Source organism: Allobosea lupini, assembly GCF_900109525.1.
Taxonomy (GTDB): domain Bacteria; phylum Pseudomonadota; class Alphaproteobacteria; order Rhizobiales; family Beijerinckiaceae; genus Allobosea; species Allobosea lupini.
Map to the genome: position 1 here is coordinate 140,387 of NZ_FOAN01000011.1, position 17,511 is coordinate 157,897.

The 17,511-nt window shown below is 66.6% G+C and carries 15 protein-coding genes; 11 read left to right on the plus strand and 4 right to left on the minus strand.

The genetic code is table 11. The features are described from left to right. Positions 1–68 precede the first annotated feature (68 nt). The 6 genes from BMZ21_RS26000 (at position 69) to paoC (ending at position 7,384) form a co-directional block, all read left to right on the plus strand. Positions 69–1,142: an ABC transporter ATP-binding protein gene (locus tag BMZ21_RS26000; protein WP_091841793.1), complete on the plus strand. Its 1,074-nt coding sequence runs from the start codon at positions 69–71 to the stop codon at positions 1,140–1,142. Beyond that, on the plus strand, positions 1,139–2,311 hold the full coding sequence (locus BMZ21_RS26005; RefSeq protein ID WP_091841680.1) for an ABC transporter permease: 1,173 nt from the start codon (positions 1,139–1,141) through the stop codon (positions 2,309–2,311). Before BMZ21_RS26000 ends, BMZ21_RS26005 begins: the two co-directional genes overlap by 4 nt. Then, the gene (locus tag BMZ21_RS26010; protein ID WP_091841682.1) at positions 2,308–3,153 is read left to right on the plus strand and encodes an ABC transporter permease; all 846 of its coding nucleotides are present in this window, start codon (positions 2,308–2,310) and stop codon (positions 3,151–3,153) included. The genes BMZ21_RS26005 and BMZ21_RS26010 overlap by 4 nt, the downstream gene beginning before the upstream one ends. A gap of 438 nt (positions 3,154–3,591) precedes the next feature. Beyond that, positions 3,592–4,221, plus strand: a complete 630-nt coding sequence (gene paoA, locus BMZ21_RS26015; RefSeq protein ID WP_091841685.1) for an aldehyde dehydrogenase iron-sulfur subunit PaoA — start codon at positions 3,592–3,594, stop codon at positions 4,219–4,221. A 1-nt stretch (position 4,222) separates the two neighbouring features. Next, complete coding sequence (locus BMZ21_RS26020; protein ID WP_091841688.1) at positions 4,223–5,173, plus strand: FAD binding domain-containing protein; 951 nt, start codon at positions 4,223–4,225, stop codon at positions 5,171–5,173. Positions 5,174–5,176: 3 nt separating this feature from the next. Then, complete coding sequence (gene paoC, locus BMZ21_RS26025) at positions 5,177–7,384, plus strand: aldehyde oxidoreductase molybdenum-binding subunit PaoC (protein WP_091841691.1); 2,208 nt, start codon at positions 5,177–5,179, stop codon at positions 7,382–7,384. A gap of 139 nt (positions 7,385–7,523) precedes the next feature. Here paoC and BMZ21_RS26030 read toward each other — a convergent pair whose 3' ends face one another. Next, on the minus strand, positions 7,524–8,891 hold the full coding sequence (locus tag BMZ21_RS26030) for a sigma-54-dependent transcriptional regulator (protein ID WP_091841693.1): 1,368 nt from the start codon (positions 8,889–8,891) through the stop codon (positions 7,524–7,526). Beyond that, the gene (locus tag BMZ21_RS26035) at positions 8,888–10,711 is read right to left on the minus strand and encodes a sensor histidine kinase (RefSeq protein WP_091841696.1); all 1,824 of its coding nucleotides are present in this window, start codon (positions 10,709–10,711) and stop codon (positions 8,888–8,890) included. The genes BMZ21_RS26030 and BMZ21_RS26035 overlap by 4 nt, the downstream gene beginning before the upstream one ends. A 211-nt stretch (positions 10,712–10,922) precedes the next feature. On the opposite strand from BMZ21_RS26035, the gene BMZ21_RS26040 reads away from it, so the two are divergent. Beyond that, the gene (locus BMZ21_RS26040) at positions 10,923–12,257 is read left to right on the plus strand and encodes a dicarboxylate/amino acid:cation symporter (protein ID WP_091841699.1); all 1,335 of its coding nucleotides are present in this window, start codon (positions 10,923–10,925) and stop codon (positions 12,255–12,257) included. 180 nt (positions 12,258–12,437) lie between these two features. Here BMZ21_RS26040 and BMZ21_RS26045 read toward each other — a convergent pair whose 3' ends face one another. Further along, complete coding sequence (locus BMZ21_RS26045; RefSeq protein WP_091841702.1) at positions 12,438–12,839, minus strand: rhodanese-like domain-containing protein; 402 nt, start codon at positions 12,837–12,839, stop codon at positions 12,438–12,440. A gap of 83 nt (positions 12,840–12,922) precedes the next feature. On the opposite strand from BMZ21_RS26045, the gene ftrA reads away from it, so the two are divergent. The 4 genes from ftrA to BMZ21_RS26065 all read left to right on the plus strand — a co-directional run bounded on the left by ftrA (position 12,923) and on the right by BMZ21_RS26065 (position 16,501). Beyond that, the gene (gene ftrA, locus BMZ21_RS26050) at positions 12,923–13,942 is read left to right on the plus strand and encodes a transcriptional regulator FtrA (protein WP_091841704.1); all 1,020 of its coding nucleotides are present in this window, start codon (positions 12,923–12,925) and stop codon (positions 13,940–13,942) included. A 138-nt stretch (positions 13,943–14,080) separates the two neighbouring features. Further along, positions 14,081–14,524 carry a hypothetical protein gene (locus BMZ21_RS26055; RefSeq protein WP_091841708.1) on the plus strand — a complete coding sequence of 148 codons (444 nt, stop codon included), beginning with the start codon at positions 14,081–14,083 and terminating at the stop codon, positions 14,522–14,524. A gap of 57 nt (positions 14,525–14,581) precedes the next feature. Next, complete coding sequence (locus tag BMZ21_RS26060; protein ID WP_091841795.1) at positions 14,582–15,625, plus strand: carbon-nitrogen hydrolase family protein; 1,044 nt, start codon at positions 14,582–14,584, stop codon at positions 15,623–15,625. Positions 15,626–15,742: 117 nt separating this feature from the next. After that, the gene (locus BMZ21_RS26065; protein ID WP_091841710.1) at positions 15,743–16,501 is read left to right on the plus strand and encodes an SDR family NAD(P)-dependent oxidoreductase; all 759 of its coding nucleotides are present in this window, start codon (positions 15,743–15,745) and stop codon (positions 16,499–16,501) included. A 176-nt stretch (positions 16,502–16,677) separates the two neighbouring features. On the opposite strand, the gene BMZ21_RS26070 is transcribed toward BMZ21_RS26065, so the two are convergent. Then, positions 16,678–17,298, minus strand: a complete 621-nt coding sequence (locus tag BMZ21_RS26070) for a nuclear transport factor 2 family protein (protein ID WP_167561757.1) — start codon at positions 17,296–17,298, stop codon at positions 16,678–16,680. Positions 17,299–17,511: the final 213 nt, after the last annotated feature.

Genomic DNA, 17,511 nt, shown 5'->3' on the forward strand with positions numbered 1-17,511 from the left:
GCGCAACCGAGACCTGTGGTCACAATGGCTGGCGCTGCGCGCCAGCCATTCAGGTGAAGGACTTCCATTTGCCCGGTTCGGCAGCGTTCATCCAGTTCGAGAACGTCAGCAAGGCGTTCGGAACAGCCAAGGTCGTCGACGCGCTCGACCTTCATGTCGGCCAGGGCGAATTCGTCAGCCTGCTCGGCCCGTCCGGCTCGGGCAAGACCACGCTGCTGATGATGCTGGCCGGGTTCGAGGCGCCGACGGGCGGCGCGATCCATGTCGATGGCAAGCGCGTCGAACGGCTGCCGCCCTACAAGCGCGACATGGGCGTGGTGTTCCAGAATTACGCGCTCTTCCCGCATATGACCGTGGCGGAGAACATCGCTTTCCCGCTGAAGATGCGCGGTGTCGGCAAGGCTGAGCGCGAGGCGCGGGTGACACGCGCGCTCGATCTCGTCCAGCTCGGCCATCTCCAGGATCGCAAGCCCGCGCAGCTATCAGGCGGCCAGCAGCAGCGCATCGCTCTCTCGCGCTCGATCGTCTACGAGCCGAAAGTCGTGCTGATGGACGAGCCGCTGAGCGCGCTCGACAAGCAGCTGCGCGAGCACATGCAGCTCGAGATCCGCGAGCTGCACCGCAAGCTCGGCCTGACCGTCATCTTCGTGACCCATGACCAGGGGGAGGCGCTCACCATGTCCGATCGCGTCGCGGTGCTGAATCGCGGCAAGATCGAGCAGCTCGATACGCCGTCGGGCCTCTATGACCGTCCACGCACGCGCTTCGTCGCCGAATTCATCGGCGAGACCAACCTGCTCGCAGGCACCGTCTCAGCCCGGACGGACGGCGTTGCCACGGTCGTCCTTGCCAATGGTGGCTCGATCTCCTGTGCGGCGCCGGACGGCTTTGCCATCGGCAGCCCGGCCCTCGTCTCGATCCGGCCGGAAATGCTGCATCTCGGCAACGACCCGGCAGTCCTGAACGCGCTGCCGGTCACGGTCGAGGATGACGTCTACCATGGCGACCATGTCCGCGTGCATCTCTCCTGCCAGGGCCAGCGGCTCGTCGCCAAGGCCGGGCGCCGCGATGTCGTGCTGCCGGTCGGCTCACAGGCTTTCGCCAGCTTCAACCGCGACGATTGCACGCTGGTGGCGCCATGACCATTGCGCGCCTGAAGGCGTCGCTCCTCGTCCTGCCGCTGATCGTCTTCCTCGGCCTGTTCTTCATCTGGCCGCTCTGGATGATGATCGCGACGTCTGTGCAGGGCGGCACGGTGCGCCTGGCCTTCCCGGCCACGGCCGTCGCGATCGCGCAGTGGAACGGCGACGGCCTGCCGTCTCCGGACGTTCAGGCGGCGCTGATCCAGGATCTGCGCGCCGAGGTCGTGCAGGAGGTGTTCGGCGACGCCGTGCGCAGCCTGAACAGCCAGCAGGCCGGCTTCCGCACCTTGCTGCCTCGCACCATGACGGCACTGCGCAATGCCGGTGCCGACGCCACCCCGAAGCTCGAGCGCATCGATCCGCGCTGGAGCCAGCCGTCCTTCTGGCTCGCGCTGAAGCGCGGCATGCCGGCCTATACGGACGCCAACCTGCTCGCGGCCGTCGATCTGAAGCGCGGCGATGACGGCACGATCGCGCATGTCGCGCCGGACATGGCGGTCAACCGTGCGATCATGCTGCGGACCTTCATCATCGCCGCCCAGGTGACTTTGGCCTGCGCCGCGATCGGGCTGCCCTTCGCCATGCTGGCGGCGAGCCTTGGCGGCTGGAAGCGCAACTTTCTGCTGCTGGCGGTTCTGCTGCCGCTCTGGACCTCGTTGCTGGTCCGCACCGCCGCCTGGATGATCCTCCTGCAGGACCAGGGGCTGATCAACCAGATCCTGAAGGCGCTCGGCCTGATCGATGCCTCGCTGCCGCTGATCTACAACCGCACCGGCGTGCTGATCGCCATGACGCATGTGCTGCTGCCCTTCATGGTGCTGCCGATCTATGCCAGCCTGATCGCGATCCCGCGCAACCTGATGCCGGCGGCGGCCGCGCTCGGAGCCCGCCCCTGGCAGGCTTTCCGCCATGTCCTGCTGCCGCTGGCGATGCCCGGCCTGCTCTCGGGCTCGCTGCTCGTCTTCATGGTGGCGCTCGGCTACTACATCACGCCGGCGCTGACCGGCGGCGCCGGCGACCAGATGATCTCCTCCGTCATCGCCTTCTACGCGACCGGCACCGCCAATTGGGGCATGGCCGGCGCGCTCGGCCTCTTCCTGCTGGTGCCGACGACCCTGCTCTACATCGTCTATGGCCGGCTCTCGCGCACGCCCCTGGGGCAGGCATGAGCGCAGCTTCGCCAAACCTTCCGGGTACGCCCGGCGCGCTCGCCTTCGGCGCGGTGCGGCTGGCTTTCGGGGCGCTGGTGGTGGCGTTCCTGCTGCTGCCTCTGGTCGCGATCCTGCCGCTCGCCTTCACCGACAGCGTCTTTCTGACCTATCCGATGAGTGGTCCCTCACTGCGCTGGTTCGAGACGCTGGCGACGAGCGATGCCTGGAAGCGCTCGATCGTCAATTCGCTGATCATCGGCTCCGGCGCGACGGTTCTCTCCACGGTGGTTGGAACGCTCGCGGCGCTCGGCCTGCGGCGCGAGCTCGTGCCGTTTTCCGGCGTGCTGCGTTCGATCTTCCTGCTGCCGATGGTGGTGCCGGCCGTCGTGCTCGGCGTCGGCATGCAGATCCTCTACGCCCGCATGGGCCTGGCGAGCAGCTATCTCGGCGTGATCGTCGCCCATGCGGTGCTCTGCGTGCCGTTCGTGCTGGTCAACGTCTCAGGCTCGCTTGCGAGTATCGACCCGGCTCTGGAGAAGGCGGCCTCGAGCCTGGGTGCGCCGCCAACGGCGGTCTTCCGCAATGTCACTCTTCCGCTGGCGATGCCCGGCATTCTCACCGGCGCGGTCTTCGCCTTCGCGACCTCGCTCGACGAGGTCGTGATCACGCTTTTCGTCGCCGGGCCAAACCAGACGACCATGGCGCGCCAGATGTTCGCCTCGCTGCGCGAGAACATCAGCCCCGCCATCGCGGCCGCCGCGTTCGTCATCATCGTCCTGACCTTCGCGCTGCTTCTTGTCGTGAAGGGCGCTTCGCTGTTCCGGCCGCAGCGCAACAAGCAACGACCTCAGCAAACCTAGATTGCCGAGGAACCATCTCAGCTGGGGTGCAAATGCGCCCATTGCCGATGTTTGAGACGCCGTCAGGGAGGCAACACTGCCGTTCCGAGCCTGATCACGGCCAGGAGGGCGAGCGGAAGGAATCCGGCCAGGGTTGGTGAGTTTCGTCCTGCGCCCAATTGCGAAGCTGATCAACCCAATCGTCCTTGACGCGGGACAGTCGCGCTGTTGCGAAGCGCCCAAGCTGACATTCAACCCGTGCAGGACAGCAGACGTTCTCAATGGGGTGAGTCTCGCACACCAATCCTTTGATCGAACGATTCACAAGCGCTGACGATCTCGTGTTTGCGGCATTTTAGAATGAGAATGAACTACCCGCCGCTTCGGCCGTTCTCCTTTGCAGATGCAGCTGGCTCGGGAGCGGGTACCAACTGCGACTTGTCGAAATCGGAGGCGGATATGCCAACTCCCAGAGAATTGGAAATGAACCGGCGTGATCTGATGGTCGTCGCCGGCGCCTGCGCCGCCATTTCGGCCGCTGCTACAGGCACCCGGGCGCAGCCGGCACCAGTCGGAAAGCCGGTGCTGAGCGAGGTCTCGTTCAGCGTGAATGGCCGACGCCACCAGCTCGAACTCGATACGCGCACGACGCTGCTGGATGCGCTGCGCGAGCATCTTCACCTGACGGGCACCAAGAAGGGCTGCGATCACGGTCAATGCGGCGCTTGTACGGTGCTGGTCGACGGACAGCGGGTCAATTCCTGTTTGACGCTGGCGATCATGAACCAGGGCGCTGAGGTCACCACCATCGAAGGGCTGGGCGGCGTCGATAACTTGCACCCGATGCAGGCGGCTTTCGTGAAGCATGACGGCTTCCAGTGCGGTTACTGCACGCCCGGCCAGATCTGCTCCGGCGTCGCTGTCCTGGAAGAGATCAAGGCAGGCATTCCCAGCCATGTCAGCGCCGATCTGACCGGCGCCATGACGGCGACCGAGGCCGAAATCCGTGAGCGGATGAGCGGCAATATCTGCCGCTGCGGCGCGTATTCGAACATCGTCGAAGCGATGATCGAAGTGGCGGGAGGCTAGGATGAGGGCATTCTCCTACGAAAAGGCAGGCTCGCCGGCCGAGGCCGCAGCGGCTGCGGCGGAGAGCCCCGGCGCCAAGTTTATCGCGGGTGGCACGAATCTGCTGGACCTCATGAAGCTCCAGATCGAGGTTCCGACTCATCTGATCGACGTCAACGGGCTCGGCCTCGACAAGATCGAGCCAACCTCGGATGGCGGCCTGCGCATCGGCGCGCTCGTGCGCAACACCGCTCTTGCGGCAGATGAGCGGGTGCGGCGCGACTATGCTGTCCTGCCGCGCGCTCTGCTGGCTGGTGCGTCCGGGCAATTGCGCAATCGGGCCACCACGGCCGGTAACCTGCTGCAGCGGACACGCTGCCCCTATTTCTACGACACGGCGCAGCCCTGCAACAAACGCCAGCCGGGCAGCGGCTGCTCGGCGATCGGCGGGTTCTCGCGACAGCTGGGAGTGATCGGCGTCAGTGATGCCTGCATCGCGACGCATCCCTCCGACATGGCCGTTGCGATGCGCGCGCTCGACGCCACGGTCGAAACGGTGAAGCCGGATCGCTCATCCCGCTCGATCCCCGTAGCGGATTTGCACCGCCTGCCCGGCAACACCCCGCATCTCGAGACGGTGCTGGAGAAGGGCGAGCTGATCACGGCTGTGACGCTGCCCAAGCCTGTCGGCGGCACGCAAATCTACCGCAAAGTGCGCGACCGGGCTTCCTATGCCTTCGCCCTGATTTCTGTCGCTGCCATCGTGCAGCGCGATGGCACCGGCAGGATCGCGCTCGGCGGCGTCGCACCCAAGCCCTGGCGCGTCGAGAAGGCGGAAGCCGAATTGCCTCGCGGGGCGAAGGCGGCTGCGGCGGCCATGCTCGCGGGGGCCAAACCGACCGATGAGAACGCATTCAAGCTGCCGCTGGTTGAGCGCACGCTCGACGCGGTGCTGGCGCAAGCAAAGGGCTAGGCCATGAAATTCGACAAGCCCGCTACCGACAATCCGATTGACCGCCTGCAGGTGGTCGGTCAGCCGCATGACCGCATCGACGGCGCCCGCAAGGTCACCGGCACCGCGCGCTATGCCTATGAGCAGCACGATGTCGTGCCGAACCAGGCCTATGGCTATGTGCTGGGCGCCGGCATCGCCAAGGGCCGGATCGCTTCGATCGATCTCGACGCTGCGCGCAAGGCTCCGGGCGTGCTCGCCGTAGTGACGGCGAAGGAAGCCGGCGCTCTGAAGAAGGGCAAGCGCAACACTGCCCGCCTGCTGGCGGGGCCCGAAGTGGAGCATTACCATCAGGCGGTGGCGCTAGTGGTGGCAGAGAGCTTCGAGCAGGCACGCGCTGCGGCCAGCCTGATCAGGGTGGAGTATGCGGCCGCCAAGGGTGCTTTCGACCTCAAGGCGGCAAAGGATAAGGCCGTCAAGCCCGAGGGCGACGATCCCAGCCTCGACGATACCCATGTCGGTGATTTCGCAGGCGCCTTCGCGACTGCGCCGGTGAAGCTCGACGAGATCTATACGACCCCCGACGAGAGCCATGCGATGATGGAGCCGCATGCGACGCTTGCCGCCTGGAAGGGCGATAAGCTGACGCTCTGGACCGCCAATCAGATGGTCGCCTGGGGCGTCACCGACATGGCGACGACCCTCGGTATCCCCAAGCAGAACATCCGCATCGTCTCGCCTTTCATCGGCGGGGGCTTCGGCGGCAAGCTGTTCCTGCGGGCTGATGTGCTGCTGGCGGCGCTGGGTGCGCGGGCGGCCAGGCGGCCGGTCAAGGTCGCTCTGACGCGCCCGCTGATGATGAACAATACCACCCATCGACCTGCGACGATCCAGCGTATACGCCTCGGCGCGACGAAGGAGGGCAAGATCACCGCGATCGGCCACGAGAGCTGGTCGGGCGATCTGAAAGGCGGCGGGCCCGAGGTCGCGGTGCAGCAGACCCGGCTGCTCTACGCCGGCGCCAACCGGATGACGGCGATGCGCCTGGCCGAGCTCGACCTTCCGGAAGGCAACGCCATGCGTGCACCCGGCGAGGCCCCCGGCCTGATGGCGCTCGAAATGGCGATGGACGAGATGGCGGAGAAGCTCGGGCTGGACCCGATCGCCTTCCGCCTGCTCAACGACACGCAGGTCGATCCTGAAAAGCCGGAGCGGCCGTTCTCGATGCGGCGCCTCGACGAGTGCTTCAAAGTCGGGGCCGAGCGCTTCGGCTGGTCGCGCCGCTCGGCGCGGCCAGGCGGGATTCGCGATGGCAACTGGCTGATCGGCATCGGCGTCGCGGCGGCCTTCCGCAATAATCTGGTGATGAAGTCCGGCGCACGCGTCAGGCTCGATGCCAACGGCATCGTCACGGTCGAGACCGACATGACCGATATCGGCACCGGCAGCTACACCATCATCGGCCAGACCGCGGCCGAGATGCTTGGCGTCGGGCTCGACAAGGTCGTGGTCAAGCTTGGTGATTCCGACTTTCCCGTCTCGGCGGGGTCCGGCGGCCAATGGGGTGGCAACAGCTCGACCGCCGGCGTCTATGCCGCCTGTGTCAAGCTACGCGAGGCCATCGCGCAGAAGCTCGGCATCAACTCTACCGAGGCGGTGTTCTCGGGCGGTGAAGTGAAGGCCGGCAATCGAAGCCTGCCCGTGGCGAGCGCCGCGGAGGCCGGGCCGCTGAGCGGCGAGGACACGATCGAATATGGCGATCTCGACGAAACGCATCAGCAGTCCACCTTTGGCGCGCATTTCGTCGAGGTCGGCGTCGATGTGGCCACGGCTGAGACGCGGGTCCGGTGCATGCTGGCGGTTTGCGCGGCCGGGCGCATCCTCAACCCGAAGACGGCGCGCAGCCAAGTCATCGGCGCGATGACCATGGGGGTGGGCGCGGCGCTGATAGAGGAACTGGCGGTCGACAAGCGCCGCGGCTTCTTCGTCAACCACGACCTCGCCGGCTACGAGGTTCCGGTGCATGCCGACATCCCCCATCAGGACGTGGTGTTCCTGGACGAGACCGACCCGATGTCCTCGCCGATGAAGGCAAAAGGCGTCGGCGAACTCGGCATCTGCGGGGTTGGTGCGGCAGTGGCCAATGCCATCTATAACGCGACCGGAGTACGTGTGCGCGACTATCCTATAACGCTCGACAAGCTGCTGGCGCGGATGCCGGATGCTGCCTGAGTGACCTCGGTCATTCCCAGCCGTTCCCAAGCCAACCATTGCATGCAACGGTTGCCGGAGCGAGCAGTGGCAGGCGCCATAACCAGACATCGACGCATTGCCGGAAAGCGGACTTCAAAAACGAAGCTACCGTGAATCTCTACTCCGTGGCGGCATACGAGGCGCGGTCGATGCCGTGGCGGGCGAGCTTGTCGTAGAATGTCTTGCGCGGGATGCCGAGCATCTCGAGGGTCGCACGGACATTGCCGCGATTGGCCTCCAGAGCTTCCCGGATCAGGTTGGCCTCGATCATGTTCAGGCGCTCGGGCAGGCTCGCCGCCGCCACCTCGCCCTGGACGGGAGCCGCCGGCAGGTCGGCGACAAGACCGAGCGCCACCCGCTCGGCGAAATGGACGAGCTCGCGGACATTGCCGGTCCAGGCGTTCTCGACGAGATGGCGCTCGACGCTGCGATCCAGAGCCGGCACGCCGCGCCCGTATTTGCGCGCCGCACGGGCGAGGAACTGGGCGAAGAGCAAGGGCACGTCGCGACGGCGCTCGCGCAGCGGCGGGATCCGCAAGGTGACGACGTTGAGGCGATAGAACAGATCTTCGCGGAAATCGCCGCGCTGGGCGGGATCGCCGAGATCGAGCTTGCTTGCGGCGACGACGCGCAGATCGACCCGGCGGCGCTCGTTCGAGCCGAGCGGCGAGATCTCACGCCCCTCGAGCACCCGCAGCAGCTTGACCTGCGCCGCCGGCGGCATGCTTTCCAGCTCGTCGAGGAAGAGCGTGCCGCCGCTGGAATGCTCGATGCGGCCGACGCGCTTCTTCTGGGCACCGGTGAAGGCGCCGGCCTCGTAGCCGAACAGTTCGCTTTCGATCACGCTTTCCGGCAGCGCCCCGCAATTTAGCGCGACGAAGGGCCTGCCGCGGCGACGGCCCTGCTGGTGCAGCAGGTTGGCGACGACCTCCTTGCCGGTGCCGGTCTCGCCCAGGACGAGCACGTCGACATCGACATCGGCGAGGTCGCGAATGGTCTGGCGCAGGCGGACGATCGCCGGCGCCTCGCCGAGCAGGGCGGTCTCCTCCTCCGGCGCCGACGCGAGCGAGCGCAGCCGCCGGTTCTCGAGGACGAGCGCACGCTTCTCGACCGCCCGCCTCAGGGTCTCGACCAGGCGGCCGGTCGAATAGGGCTTGGCGATAAAGTCGTAGGCCCCCTCGCTCATCGCCTCGACCGCCATGGCGACATCGGCATGGCCGGAGATCACCACCACCGGGATATCGGCATCCAGCGCCCGCAGCCGCCGGAAGAGCGCGATGCCGTCCATGCCGGGCATGCGCACATCGGTGACGACGACGCCGGCATAGTCCGGGCCGATGCGGTCGAGCGCCGCCTGGGCCGAGGCGAGCGGGATCGCGGCGAAGCCGGCAAGGCGCAGCGCCTGGGCGTTAGCATCGCGCAGGTCCGGATCGTCGTCGACGAAGGCGACCTCGATGGCGCTCTGGTCGCTGGCAGGAGCACTCATGCGGCTCTCTTCAGGCTGATCGTGAAGGTGCTGCCCTCGCCGGGGCGGCTGGTCGCGGAGAGCGTGCCGCCGAAGGAGGTGACGATGTCCTGCGAGATCACCAGCCCCAGGCCGAGACCGCGCGGCTTGGTGGTACGGAACGGCGCGAAGAGCGCGGCGAGCGCGGCCTCGTCGAGGCCCGGCCCGTTGTCGCTGATGGCGATGTCGACCTGCTCTCCCCGGATCGCGACATCGATGGTGAGCTTCGGCGCGCGCCCGTGCTGCGCCTCCGCCATGGCCTCGATCGCATTGCGCATCAGGTTGACGAGAACCTGCTCCAGCTCGACCAGCCGGGCGAGCACGAAGACCGGTTCTGCCGGCGCGGGCAGCTTCGGAGCGACGCCGGCATGGCGCAGCGCGGCGTCGAGGATCATCAGCGCGCCGTCGATCGCCTCGCCAAGATCGACCGGCCCATGCGGCCCGCCGCCGCGCCGGGCGAAGCCACGCAGCGTCTCGGTGATGGCGCCGATCCGCTCGGTCAGCCCCACGACCTTGACCAGCGCGCCATCCGCGCCAGCCGCATCGGCTCTGCCGATGAAGGCGCGGGCGTTCTCGGCATAGGTGCGCATCGCGGCAAGCGGCTGGTTGATCTCATGGGCGACACCGGCCGTGACCTGGCCGAGCGTCGCCAGGCGATTGGCCTTCGCCAGCTCTTCGCGCGCATCGGACAGCCGTTCCTGCGTCCTCGCGCGTTCCGCGATCTCCTCGACGAGCCGGTCGTTCGCGCCCGCCAGCGCAAGCGTACGCTCCGCGACGCGCCGTTCCAACTCGGCCTTGACCTTTGCCTCGGCATTGCGGCGGGCGAGATTGACCTGGCGCCGCCGCAGCGCAAATGCACCGAGGGCGGCGCCGGGCATGAGCACGAGCGCGACCAGTGTCTGCAGGCGGACCTGCTCGTCACGGATCGCTGCGCCGACCGGCATCAGCACCTCGAGCTGCCAGTTCGTGGTTGGGACCGGGCTGCGCGAGGCGACATGCGTGCCCGCCGCAGCGCCCGTGCCGCGCACGATCTCGCCATCCCGCCGCAACGGCAGCAGCGCCAGCGGCGCTGCGCCGAATTGCAGCGATTGTCGGATTTCCGCTGCCGTCTGCGGTGCGAGCGCGACCTCCGTCTGGAAGCGCCAATCGGTCACGGTAGAGATGAGCACGACGCCACGTCGGTCGACGGCATAGGTCTGGCCACCCAGCGCTCGCCAGTCGGCCTCGACCTGATCGAACTCGATTTTGACCACGACGACGCCGAGCTGGTCCCCGCCATCGTCGACGCGGCTGGTGATGTAGAGGCCGGGACGCTTGCTGACCGTGCCGAGCGCGAACTGCTCCGCGGTCCCGCCTGAAACCGCGCCGCTGAAATAGTCCCGGAACGCATAGTCGTTGCCGACGAAGCTCGTCGGCTCCCGCCAATTGCTGGCCGCGATCGCGACGCCATCCTTCCCCAGCACATAGATGACCGCCGCGCGGGTCTCGCGGGCGATCGCCTCCAGCTTGAGGTCTAGCGCGTGGGTGTCGCCGCCTCTCAGCGCCGAGCGCACATCCGGGTCCCGCGCCAGGATCACCGGCAGCGCGCGCTGCTTCTCCAGCTCGCCGCGCAGGATGGCGAGCGCCAGCGTGCCGGCATCCGCAGCGCGGTTGCGCATCGCCGCGATGGCGCGGGCGCGGCCAGCATCTCCCGCGCCCAGCAAGCCGCCGGTGGCAATCGCCACGACCATGAGCACGAAGACGATCCAGACGCGGCGCTTGGCGCCCCAGCGATCACGCTCATCCGACGGGATGTTACTCATGCGCCATCATGTGCGGATTTTCGCACCAATCAACCCATCCCCGTGCGGACGATCGCCACTACGTCCAAGCCCGGTCCACATGAATACCTCGCAAATTATTGAAATTACTAGATAAATCCTAAACTCCGAAGCTGGCACGGCGATTGCCAACCTGGCAGCAGCGGCGTCGAGAACAGCAAGAACCCGCGAGCTAGGCCCCAAGGAGGAAACCATGGCGATCACGCTTGACAAGGCGCCGGCCCAGCCGGCTCGTCCCCGGAAATTCTACCAGCATCTCTATGTGCAGGTGCTCGCGGCTATCGCGGCCGGCATCCTGCTCGGACATTTCTGGCCTGACCAGGGCGCGGCACTCAAGCCGCTCGGCGACGCCTTCATCAAGCTGGTGAAGATGATCATAGCGCCGGTGATCTTCCTGACCGTCTCGACCGGCATCGCCGGGATGAGCGACATGCAGAAGGTCGGGCGCGTCGCCGGCAAGGCGATGATCTATTTCCTGACCTTCTCGACGCTGGCGCTCATTGTAGGGCTCGTGGTCGGCAACCTGGTCCAGCCGGGTAGTGGCCTGCACATCAACCCGGCCAGCCTCGATGCCAAGTCGGTGCAGGGCTACGCCACCCAGGCGCATGACTCCAGCATCGTCGGCTTCCTGCAGAACATCATTCCGAACACGATCGTCGGCGCCTTCGCCTCCGGCGACATCCTGCAGGTGCTGTTCTTCTCGGTGCTGTTCGGCCTGTCGCTCTCGCTGGTCGGCGAGCGCGCCAAGCCGGTGACCGACTTCCTGCAGACGCTGTCGATCCCGATCTTCAAGCTGGTCGCGATCTTGATGAAGGCCGCCCCGCTCGGCGCGTTCGGCGCCATGGCCTTCACCATCGGCCGCTACGGCATCGGCTCCGTCGCCAACCTCGCGATGCTGATCGGCACCTTCTACCTGACCTCGGCGATCTTTGTCTTCGTCGTGCTCGGGGCCGTCGCTCGCTATAACGGCTTCTCGATCCTGGCGCTGATCCGCTACATCAAGGAGGAGATCCTGCTGGTGATCGGCACCTCCTCGTCGGAAGCGGCGCTGCCGACCCTGATGGAGAAGATGGAGGCCGCAGGCTGCAAGCGCTCGGTCGTCGGCCTGGTGGTGCCCACCGGCTACTCGTTCAATCTCGATGGCACCAACATCTACATGACGCTGGCGGCGCTGTTCATCGCCCAGGCGATGGACATCCACCTGCCGCTCGGCGACCAGATCCTCTTGCTGCTCGTCGCCATGCTGAGCTCGAAGGGCGCGGCCGGCATCACCGGTGCGGGCTTCATCACGCTTGCTGCCACCCTCTCCGTCGTCCCCGCTGTGCCGGTCGCCGGCATGGCGCTGATCCTCGGCATCGACCGCTTCATGTCGGAATGCCGCGCCGTCACCAACTTCATCGGCAACGCTGTCGCGACGATCGTGGTGGCCCGCTGGGAGGGTGAGCTCGACCAGGATCAGCTCCAGGCCGCCCTCAGCGGCAAGCTGCCGGACCTGCTCGACGAGCCGCTCCTCACCCCAGCCGAGTGATCGGCCGGCTCGCGGCAACGGCCACCGGCTGCCCCAATGGTGCAGCCGGTTTCGATCGACAGGGCACACTGGCGCCGCGGAAGCGGGCGGCACACCAGAAACCTTGCCGCCCGATCGTTCGCCCGGACGGCAAGATCGAATTTTGAGGTCGTGTCGAACGATGCTGTCTTAGGGTGTTTCTCACTCGCCAGGGGCAAGTGTGAATCCCTCGTCGATCCACCCGGTGACACCGCCTGCCATGATCTTGACCGGGCGGCCGAGCTTGGCCAGCCGAAGGGCGCCCCGCGCGGCACCGTTGCAGTGCGGGCCGGCGCAATAGGTCACGAACAGGGTGTCCTTCGGCCATTGTTCAAGCTTCGACGGAATGAGCTTGCCATGCGGAAGGTTGATCGCACCTGCGACATGCCCCTGCTTGAAAAGGTCGGGGCTCCGGACGTCGAGGAGCACGAAGCCGGGCTCGGCAGATTTCAGCGCATCATGAACATCCCAGCAATCGGCCTCGAACGTGAACTCGGCCGAAAAGTGTGCGACGGCATCTTCGGGCGCCGCCGCGGGGATCTGGGTCACACCGTTTGTCGTCATCGAATTCTCCCTGTTGCGAACCCGGTTTTGCAGTCGCGGTCGTCTTGTGGCAATTGGCATGATCGCCAACTAGCGTAACGATCATGCCAAACGCATCTGACCCGGACCAAAAGCCCAATCGCCTCGTCGCCGTCCTGATCTATGACGGGCTGGCGACCTTCGAGTACGGCATAGCGACCGAGATCTTCGGCCTGGCGCGCCCCGAAATGGGCGAGGACTGGTATCGCATGGTGACATGCGCGATCGAGGATGGTCCGCTGCGGGCGGGGGGCGGCATCTTCATTTCCGCCACTGCCAGGCTCGATGCTCTCGACGAGGCCGGGACCATCATCGTGCCGGGCTGGAAGACCCACCTGGCACCCCCTCCGGCGTTGATCTCGGCCTTGCAGCGGGCGAACGCACGGGGCGCGCGGATCGTGTCGATCTGCTCGGGCGCCTTCGCCCTGGCGGGGGCAGGCCTGCTCGACGGGCGCAGCGCCACGACCCATTGGCGCTACGCCGATGCTTTCAAGGCGGCATTTCCCAAGGTGACGCTGATCCCGGAAGTACTCTATGTCGACGAAGGCAACGTCCTGACATCGGCAGGCAGCGCGGCCGGCATCGACCTTCTCCTGCACATCGTTCGACGCGATTTCGGTGCGGACGCCGCCAACAGCGTCGCCCGGCGACTGGTCATGCCGGCTCATCGCGACGGCGGGCAAGCCCAGTTCATCGAGCGACCCGTTCCCAGGCGGCCCAACGGAAAGCTGACCTTCCTGCTCGACGCCATGCGGGCGCGGCTGAACCAGACCATGACCGTTGCGGATCTGGCCGAGCAAGCCGCGATGAGCGAGCGCACCTTCCTGCGGCGCTTCAAGGAGATGACAGGCCTGACACCGGCCGCCTGGCTGCTCGAGGAGCGGCTGGCGGCCGCAAAGCAGATGCTGGAAGGGCCGTCTCTGCCGGTCGAGGAGATTGCAGCGACAGCCGGATTCGGCAGTGCCGCGACGATGCGGATGCATTTCCGCAAGTCGGTCGGGATCGGGCCGACCGAGTACAGGCGTCGGTTCGGCACCGGACGCAACCTCGCAGGCCTCCCATCCGCCCGGCAATCGATCATGTAGCGGCGGTTCCCGCGAGCCCTGATCGCCTGCTTCCAGCGTGTGGCAGGATTCATGCGGTCATTGTCAGTACTGCCACTTTCCGATCGAGGCCCGCCGCGCATATCGGTTGCGGACGAGAGCGTCGAAAGGAGAGATGACGTGACGAGCGGATCCGCCGGCGACAAGCCGGAACGCGTCTGGGGCTTCTACTATGGCGGCCTCATCAATCCGAAGGTTATGCAGCAGCTCGGGATGGCGCCTGCGGCGCAGGACGTTGCCATGCTGCCTGGCTATGAATTGCAGATCTCGCCGCTGATGAACCTCGTCCGCAACGACCGGCAGGCGGCGTACGGGCTCCTTCTCTTGCTGACGCATGACGAGATCGCGCACGTCTATGGCCAGCTGAAGGCGAAGTATTATCCGTATCCCGTGCTGGCGCGCGATCGCGAGGGTCGCGAGCGGGCCGCACTCTGTTACCTCCTGCCCAAGCTCGAGCCTGGGCAAGCCGAGGCGCAATACGTGACCAACCTCCTCGAGCCCGCGACCGCGCTCGGGTTCCCCGGCTGGTATCTCGACCGCATCCGCAGCTTCCTGCCGCGCTAGAGCAGTTCCGCAGTTCGCCGCCCCGCGCGCATGACCTTCAATCGGGATGACACGCCCATGCCCAGCGCCAGCTCCATCATTGTCGCCGCAATCCAGGCCACCCCCGTCTATTTCGATCGCGAGGCCTCGACTGCCAAGGCCTGCCGGCTGATCGCGGAGGCTGGCGCCCAGGGCGCGGTTCTGGCCGGCTTCGGAGAGACCTGGCTGCCCGGCTATCCAGGCTTCGCCTGGCGGCCGCAATCGACACCAGGCTGGTGGGATGCCGCCGAGGCGTATCTCGATCAGGCGATCGCGATCCCGGGACCGGAGACCGACCGGCTGTGCAAGGCAGCACGGGAGGCTGGCACCGATGTCGTGATCGGCGTCGTCGAACTGGATACGCAGACCCAGGGCACCGTCTACGCCACGCTGCTGTTCATCGGTCGCGAAGGCGTCATTCTCGGGCGCCACCGCAAGCTGCGGCCGACGGCCTATGAGCGCGTCGCCTGGGGGCAGGGCGACGCCCAAGGCCTGGTGGTGCATCAGCGCCCCTACGGTCGCATCAGCGGGCTGAACTGCTGGGAGCACAACATGATGCTGCCCGGCTTCGCGCTTGTCGCGGGCGGGACGCAGATTCACGTCGGAGCCTGGCCCGGCCGCGAGCTCGCGGCGGCGCCGGATGCGCCGAACCCGCAATGGCCGCGGCAGCATCTGCTCTCCCGGGCCTTCGCGGCCCAGGCGGCCTGCTATGTGATCTGCGCCGGCGGATTGCTGAAACCCTCGGATATGCCGGAGCGCTACAAGGAACTCGTCAACTTCACCTATACCGGCGACAGCGCGATCATCGACCCGCGCGGCGAGATCATCGCGCTTGCGCCCAACGGCGAGGAGACGGTCCTGACCGCGCGCATCGATCTGCGCAACGTGCGGGCGGCGAAGGCGGTCAACGACATCGCCGGGCATTACGCCCGCCCCGATATCTTCGATCTTCGCCTCAACCGCGGCGCTCCGCGCCAAGCCGGCGTGATCCTGGCCTCCGGCGGTGGCGACGAGAGTGGCGAGCCCGAACAGCTGCAATCCCACGGTGCCGACAGGCCGAGGCCCGGCTCGCAGACAGGCTGACCCGCCTCGAGCCCTGGCCGACATCACCCGGCCGGGCATCTTCCCGTCGGCGCATCGCCAGGAACTGGGAGGGCGCCCTCGGTTCATTCCCTCGTTTGCGAAGGGATTTTCGACAGCATGCTCGTCGACCTCTCCGGCAAGATTGCGCTCGTTACCGGCGGCTCCAAGGGCATAGGCGCCGCCAGCATACGCCTGCTCGCGCGTTCGGGCGCCAAGGTCGTCTTGCACTATTCGAGCGGACAGGCCGAGGCGGAGAGGCTCGCAGCCGACATCGGTTCGGATTCGTGCGCCCTGGTTCGCGCGGATCTGCGGCGCCGCGGTGCCGCAGCCGAGCTGTGGAGGGCGTCGGTCGAGGCATTCGGCAGGATCGACCTCCTGGTCTGCAATGCGGCCCTCGTTGCTCCGCTGATGCTGGACGCGGCCGACGAGCAATGGGACCGGGTCTGGGCGGATACGATGCAGGTCAACGTGCGTGCGATCGCTGATCTCTACCGTGCCGCCCTGCCGCATTTCCTGATCGGGGGCGGCTCGATCGTCGCTGTCGCCAGCCGCGCGGCGTTTCGCGGTGACGAAACCCACCTGATGCACTACGCCGCGTCGAAAGGCGCACTGGTCGCCCTGACGAGAAGCATCGCCAAGAATTTCGCGGCCGACGGAATAACGGCCTATATCGTCGCGCCGGGGTTCGTTCGGACGGAGCGGCAGGAGGCCGTCATCGCGACGCGCGGCGAGGCAGACATGCTTCGTGACGTGCCTCTCGGAGAGATGTGCACGCCGGACGCCGTCGCGAATGTCATCGCATTTCTGGCATCCGGGCTCGCGCGACACGCCACAGGTGCGACGATCGACATCAATGGCGCCTCCTATTTCCATTGAGCGAAGGCGTGCGCCCGATCGGGCAAGCCGCCCCTGACGGTGCATGCGAGGCCTTCCGGCGCTCCGGCGCCTCGGTCGGGAGCGCCTGTCTCGCGCGAACGCCGGATCGAGGGATCGCGCGGTCGCTGGTCGTATGCGCTGCGCGATCGCGGCGGGCAACCACTGCCCTCGCGGCCTTACCGGATACGCCGAATGCGCCAGAGCTGACGCCAGCCGGCAAAGCTTCCGAGATAAGCGCGCCGGATGCGCGACGGGTCGAAATAGGCGACGCGCTCGACGGCGACTCCGTTTTCGAAGCGGATCCGGTCGACGTCGTTCCAGGAGATGAGCTGGCGTCCGATCGTCGCCGAGAAGGTCATCTCGATGAACAGGACATCCTCGCTGGCGCTCCAGCGCAGGACTTTCCCTGTCAGATCGGGCAGCGCCGCGAAGGTGCCGGCGAAGGCTCGGTAGCCGGCCGCACGGCCGCGCGTGGTTCGCAGGCCGGGCGCCTTCAGGACGATGTCCGGACCGAGGATTTGCATGAACCGGTCCAGATTGGCCTTGCCATCAGCCCATCGTTCCGCGAACGCGGCGACCCAGTCGGCATAGCTCCCGGTCTGGCCCGTCATGGTATCGATGACGACGTGCTCGCTACCACCGACAGGACCGACCGTCCGTTCTTTTGGTATGCCCATTGCGGTTGTCATGATGCGTGAGCTCTCTTTCTCGAACAGCGGGTGAAGGCTGAGTTTCCGGCCTTGAAGGGCGTGGCGGCGGGCCCAAATCGTTCGCGCCTGCGTCATGTTCTTCAACATGGAGAGGGGTGATCGTCGCAGGTATGATGCAGCTCTGCCGCCTCGCGCATCCGGCCGCTCGGAAGCATCTTGGCTACCTCCTCCGTCCGCTTGGTCAGGGGCGAGACGCACGTACGCGGCGCGGCGGCGCGTATGCCGAAAGGCTGCTGCCTGGCGCCGCAGTCGACTGCGATGATCGTGATGGCGGCTCGGACGGAGGGATGATCGCGGCGA

Excerpts from the sequence above, each read along its gene's own strand:
- BMZ21_RS26005 (WP_091841680.1), top strand. The coding sequence starts at position 1,139 with ATGACCATTGCGCGCCTGAAGGCGTCGCTCCTCGTCCTGCCGCTGATC.
- BMZ21_RS26010 (WP_091841682.1), top strand. The coding sequence starts at position 2,308 with ATGAGCGCAGCTTCGCCAAACCTTCCGGGTACGCCCGGCGCGCTCGCC.
- paoA (WP_091841685.1), top strand. The coding sequence starts at position 3,592 with ATGCCAACTCCCAGAGAATTGGAAATGAACCGGCGTGATCTGATGGTC.
- BMZ21_RS26020 (WP_091841688.1), top strand. The coding sequence starts at position 4,223 with ATGAGGGCATTCTCCTACGAAAAGGCAGGCTCGCCGGCCGAGGCCGCA.
- paoC (WP_091841691.1), top strand. The coding sequence starts at position 5,177 with ATGAAATTCGACAAGCCCGCTACCGACAATCCGATTGACCGCCTGCAG.
- BMZ21_RS26030 (WP_091841693.1), bottom strand. The coding sequence starts at position 8,891 with ATGAGTGCTCCTGCCAGCGACCAGAGCGCCATCGAGGTCGCCTTCGTC.
- BMZ21_RS26035 (WP_091841696.1), bottom strand. The coding sequence starts at position 10,711 with ATGAGTAACATCCCGTCGGATGAGCGTGATCGCTGGGGCGCCAAGCGC.
- BMZ21_RS26040 (WP_091841699.1), top strand. The coding sequence starts at position 10,923 with ATGGCGATCACGCTTGACAAGGCGCCGGCCCAGCCGGCTCGTCCCCGG.
- BMZ21_RS26045 (WP_091841702.1), bottom strand. The coding sequence starts at position 12,839 with ATGACGACAAACGGTGTGACCCAGATCCCCGCGGCGGCGCCCGAAGAT.
- ftrA (WP_091841704.1), top strand. The coding sequence starts at position 12,923 with ATGCCAAACGCATCTGACCCGGACCAAAAGCCCAATCGCCTCGTCGCC.
- BMZ21_RS26060 (WP_091841795.1), top strand. The coding sequence starts at position 14,582 with ATGCCCAGCGCCAGCTCCATCATTGTCGCCGCAATCCAGGCCACCCCC.
- BMZ21_RS26065 (WP_091841710.1), top strand. The coding sequence starts at position 15,743 with ATGCTCGTCGACCTCTCCGGCAAGATTGCGCTCGTTACCGGCGGCTCC.
- BMZ21_RS26070 (WP_167561757.1), bottom strand. The coding sequence starts at position 17,298 with ATGTTGAAGAACATGACGCAGGCGCGAACGATTTGGGCCCGCCGCCAC.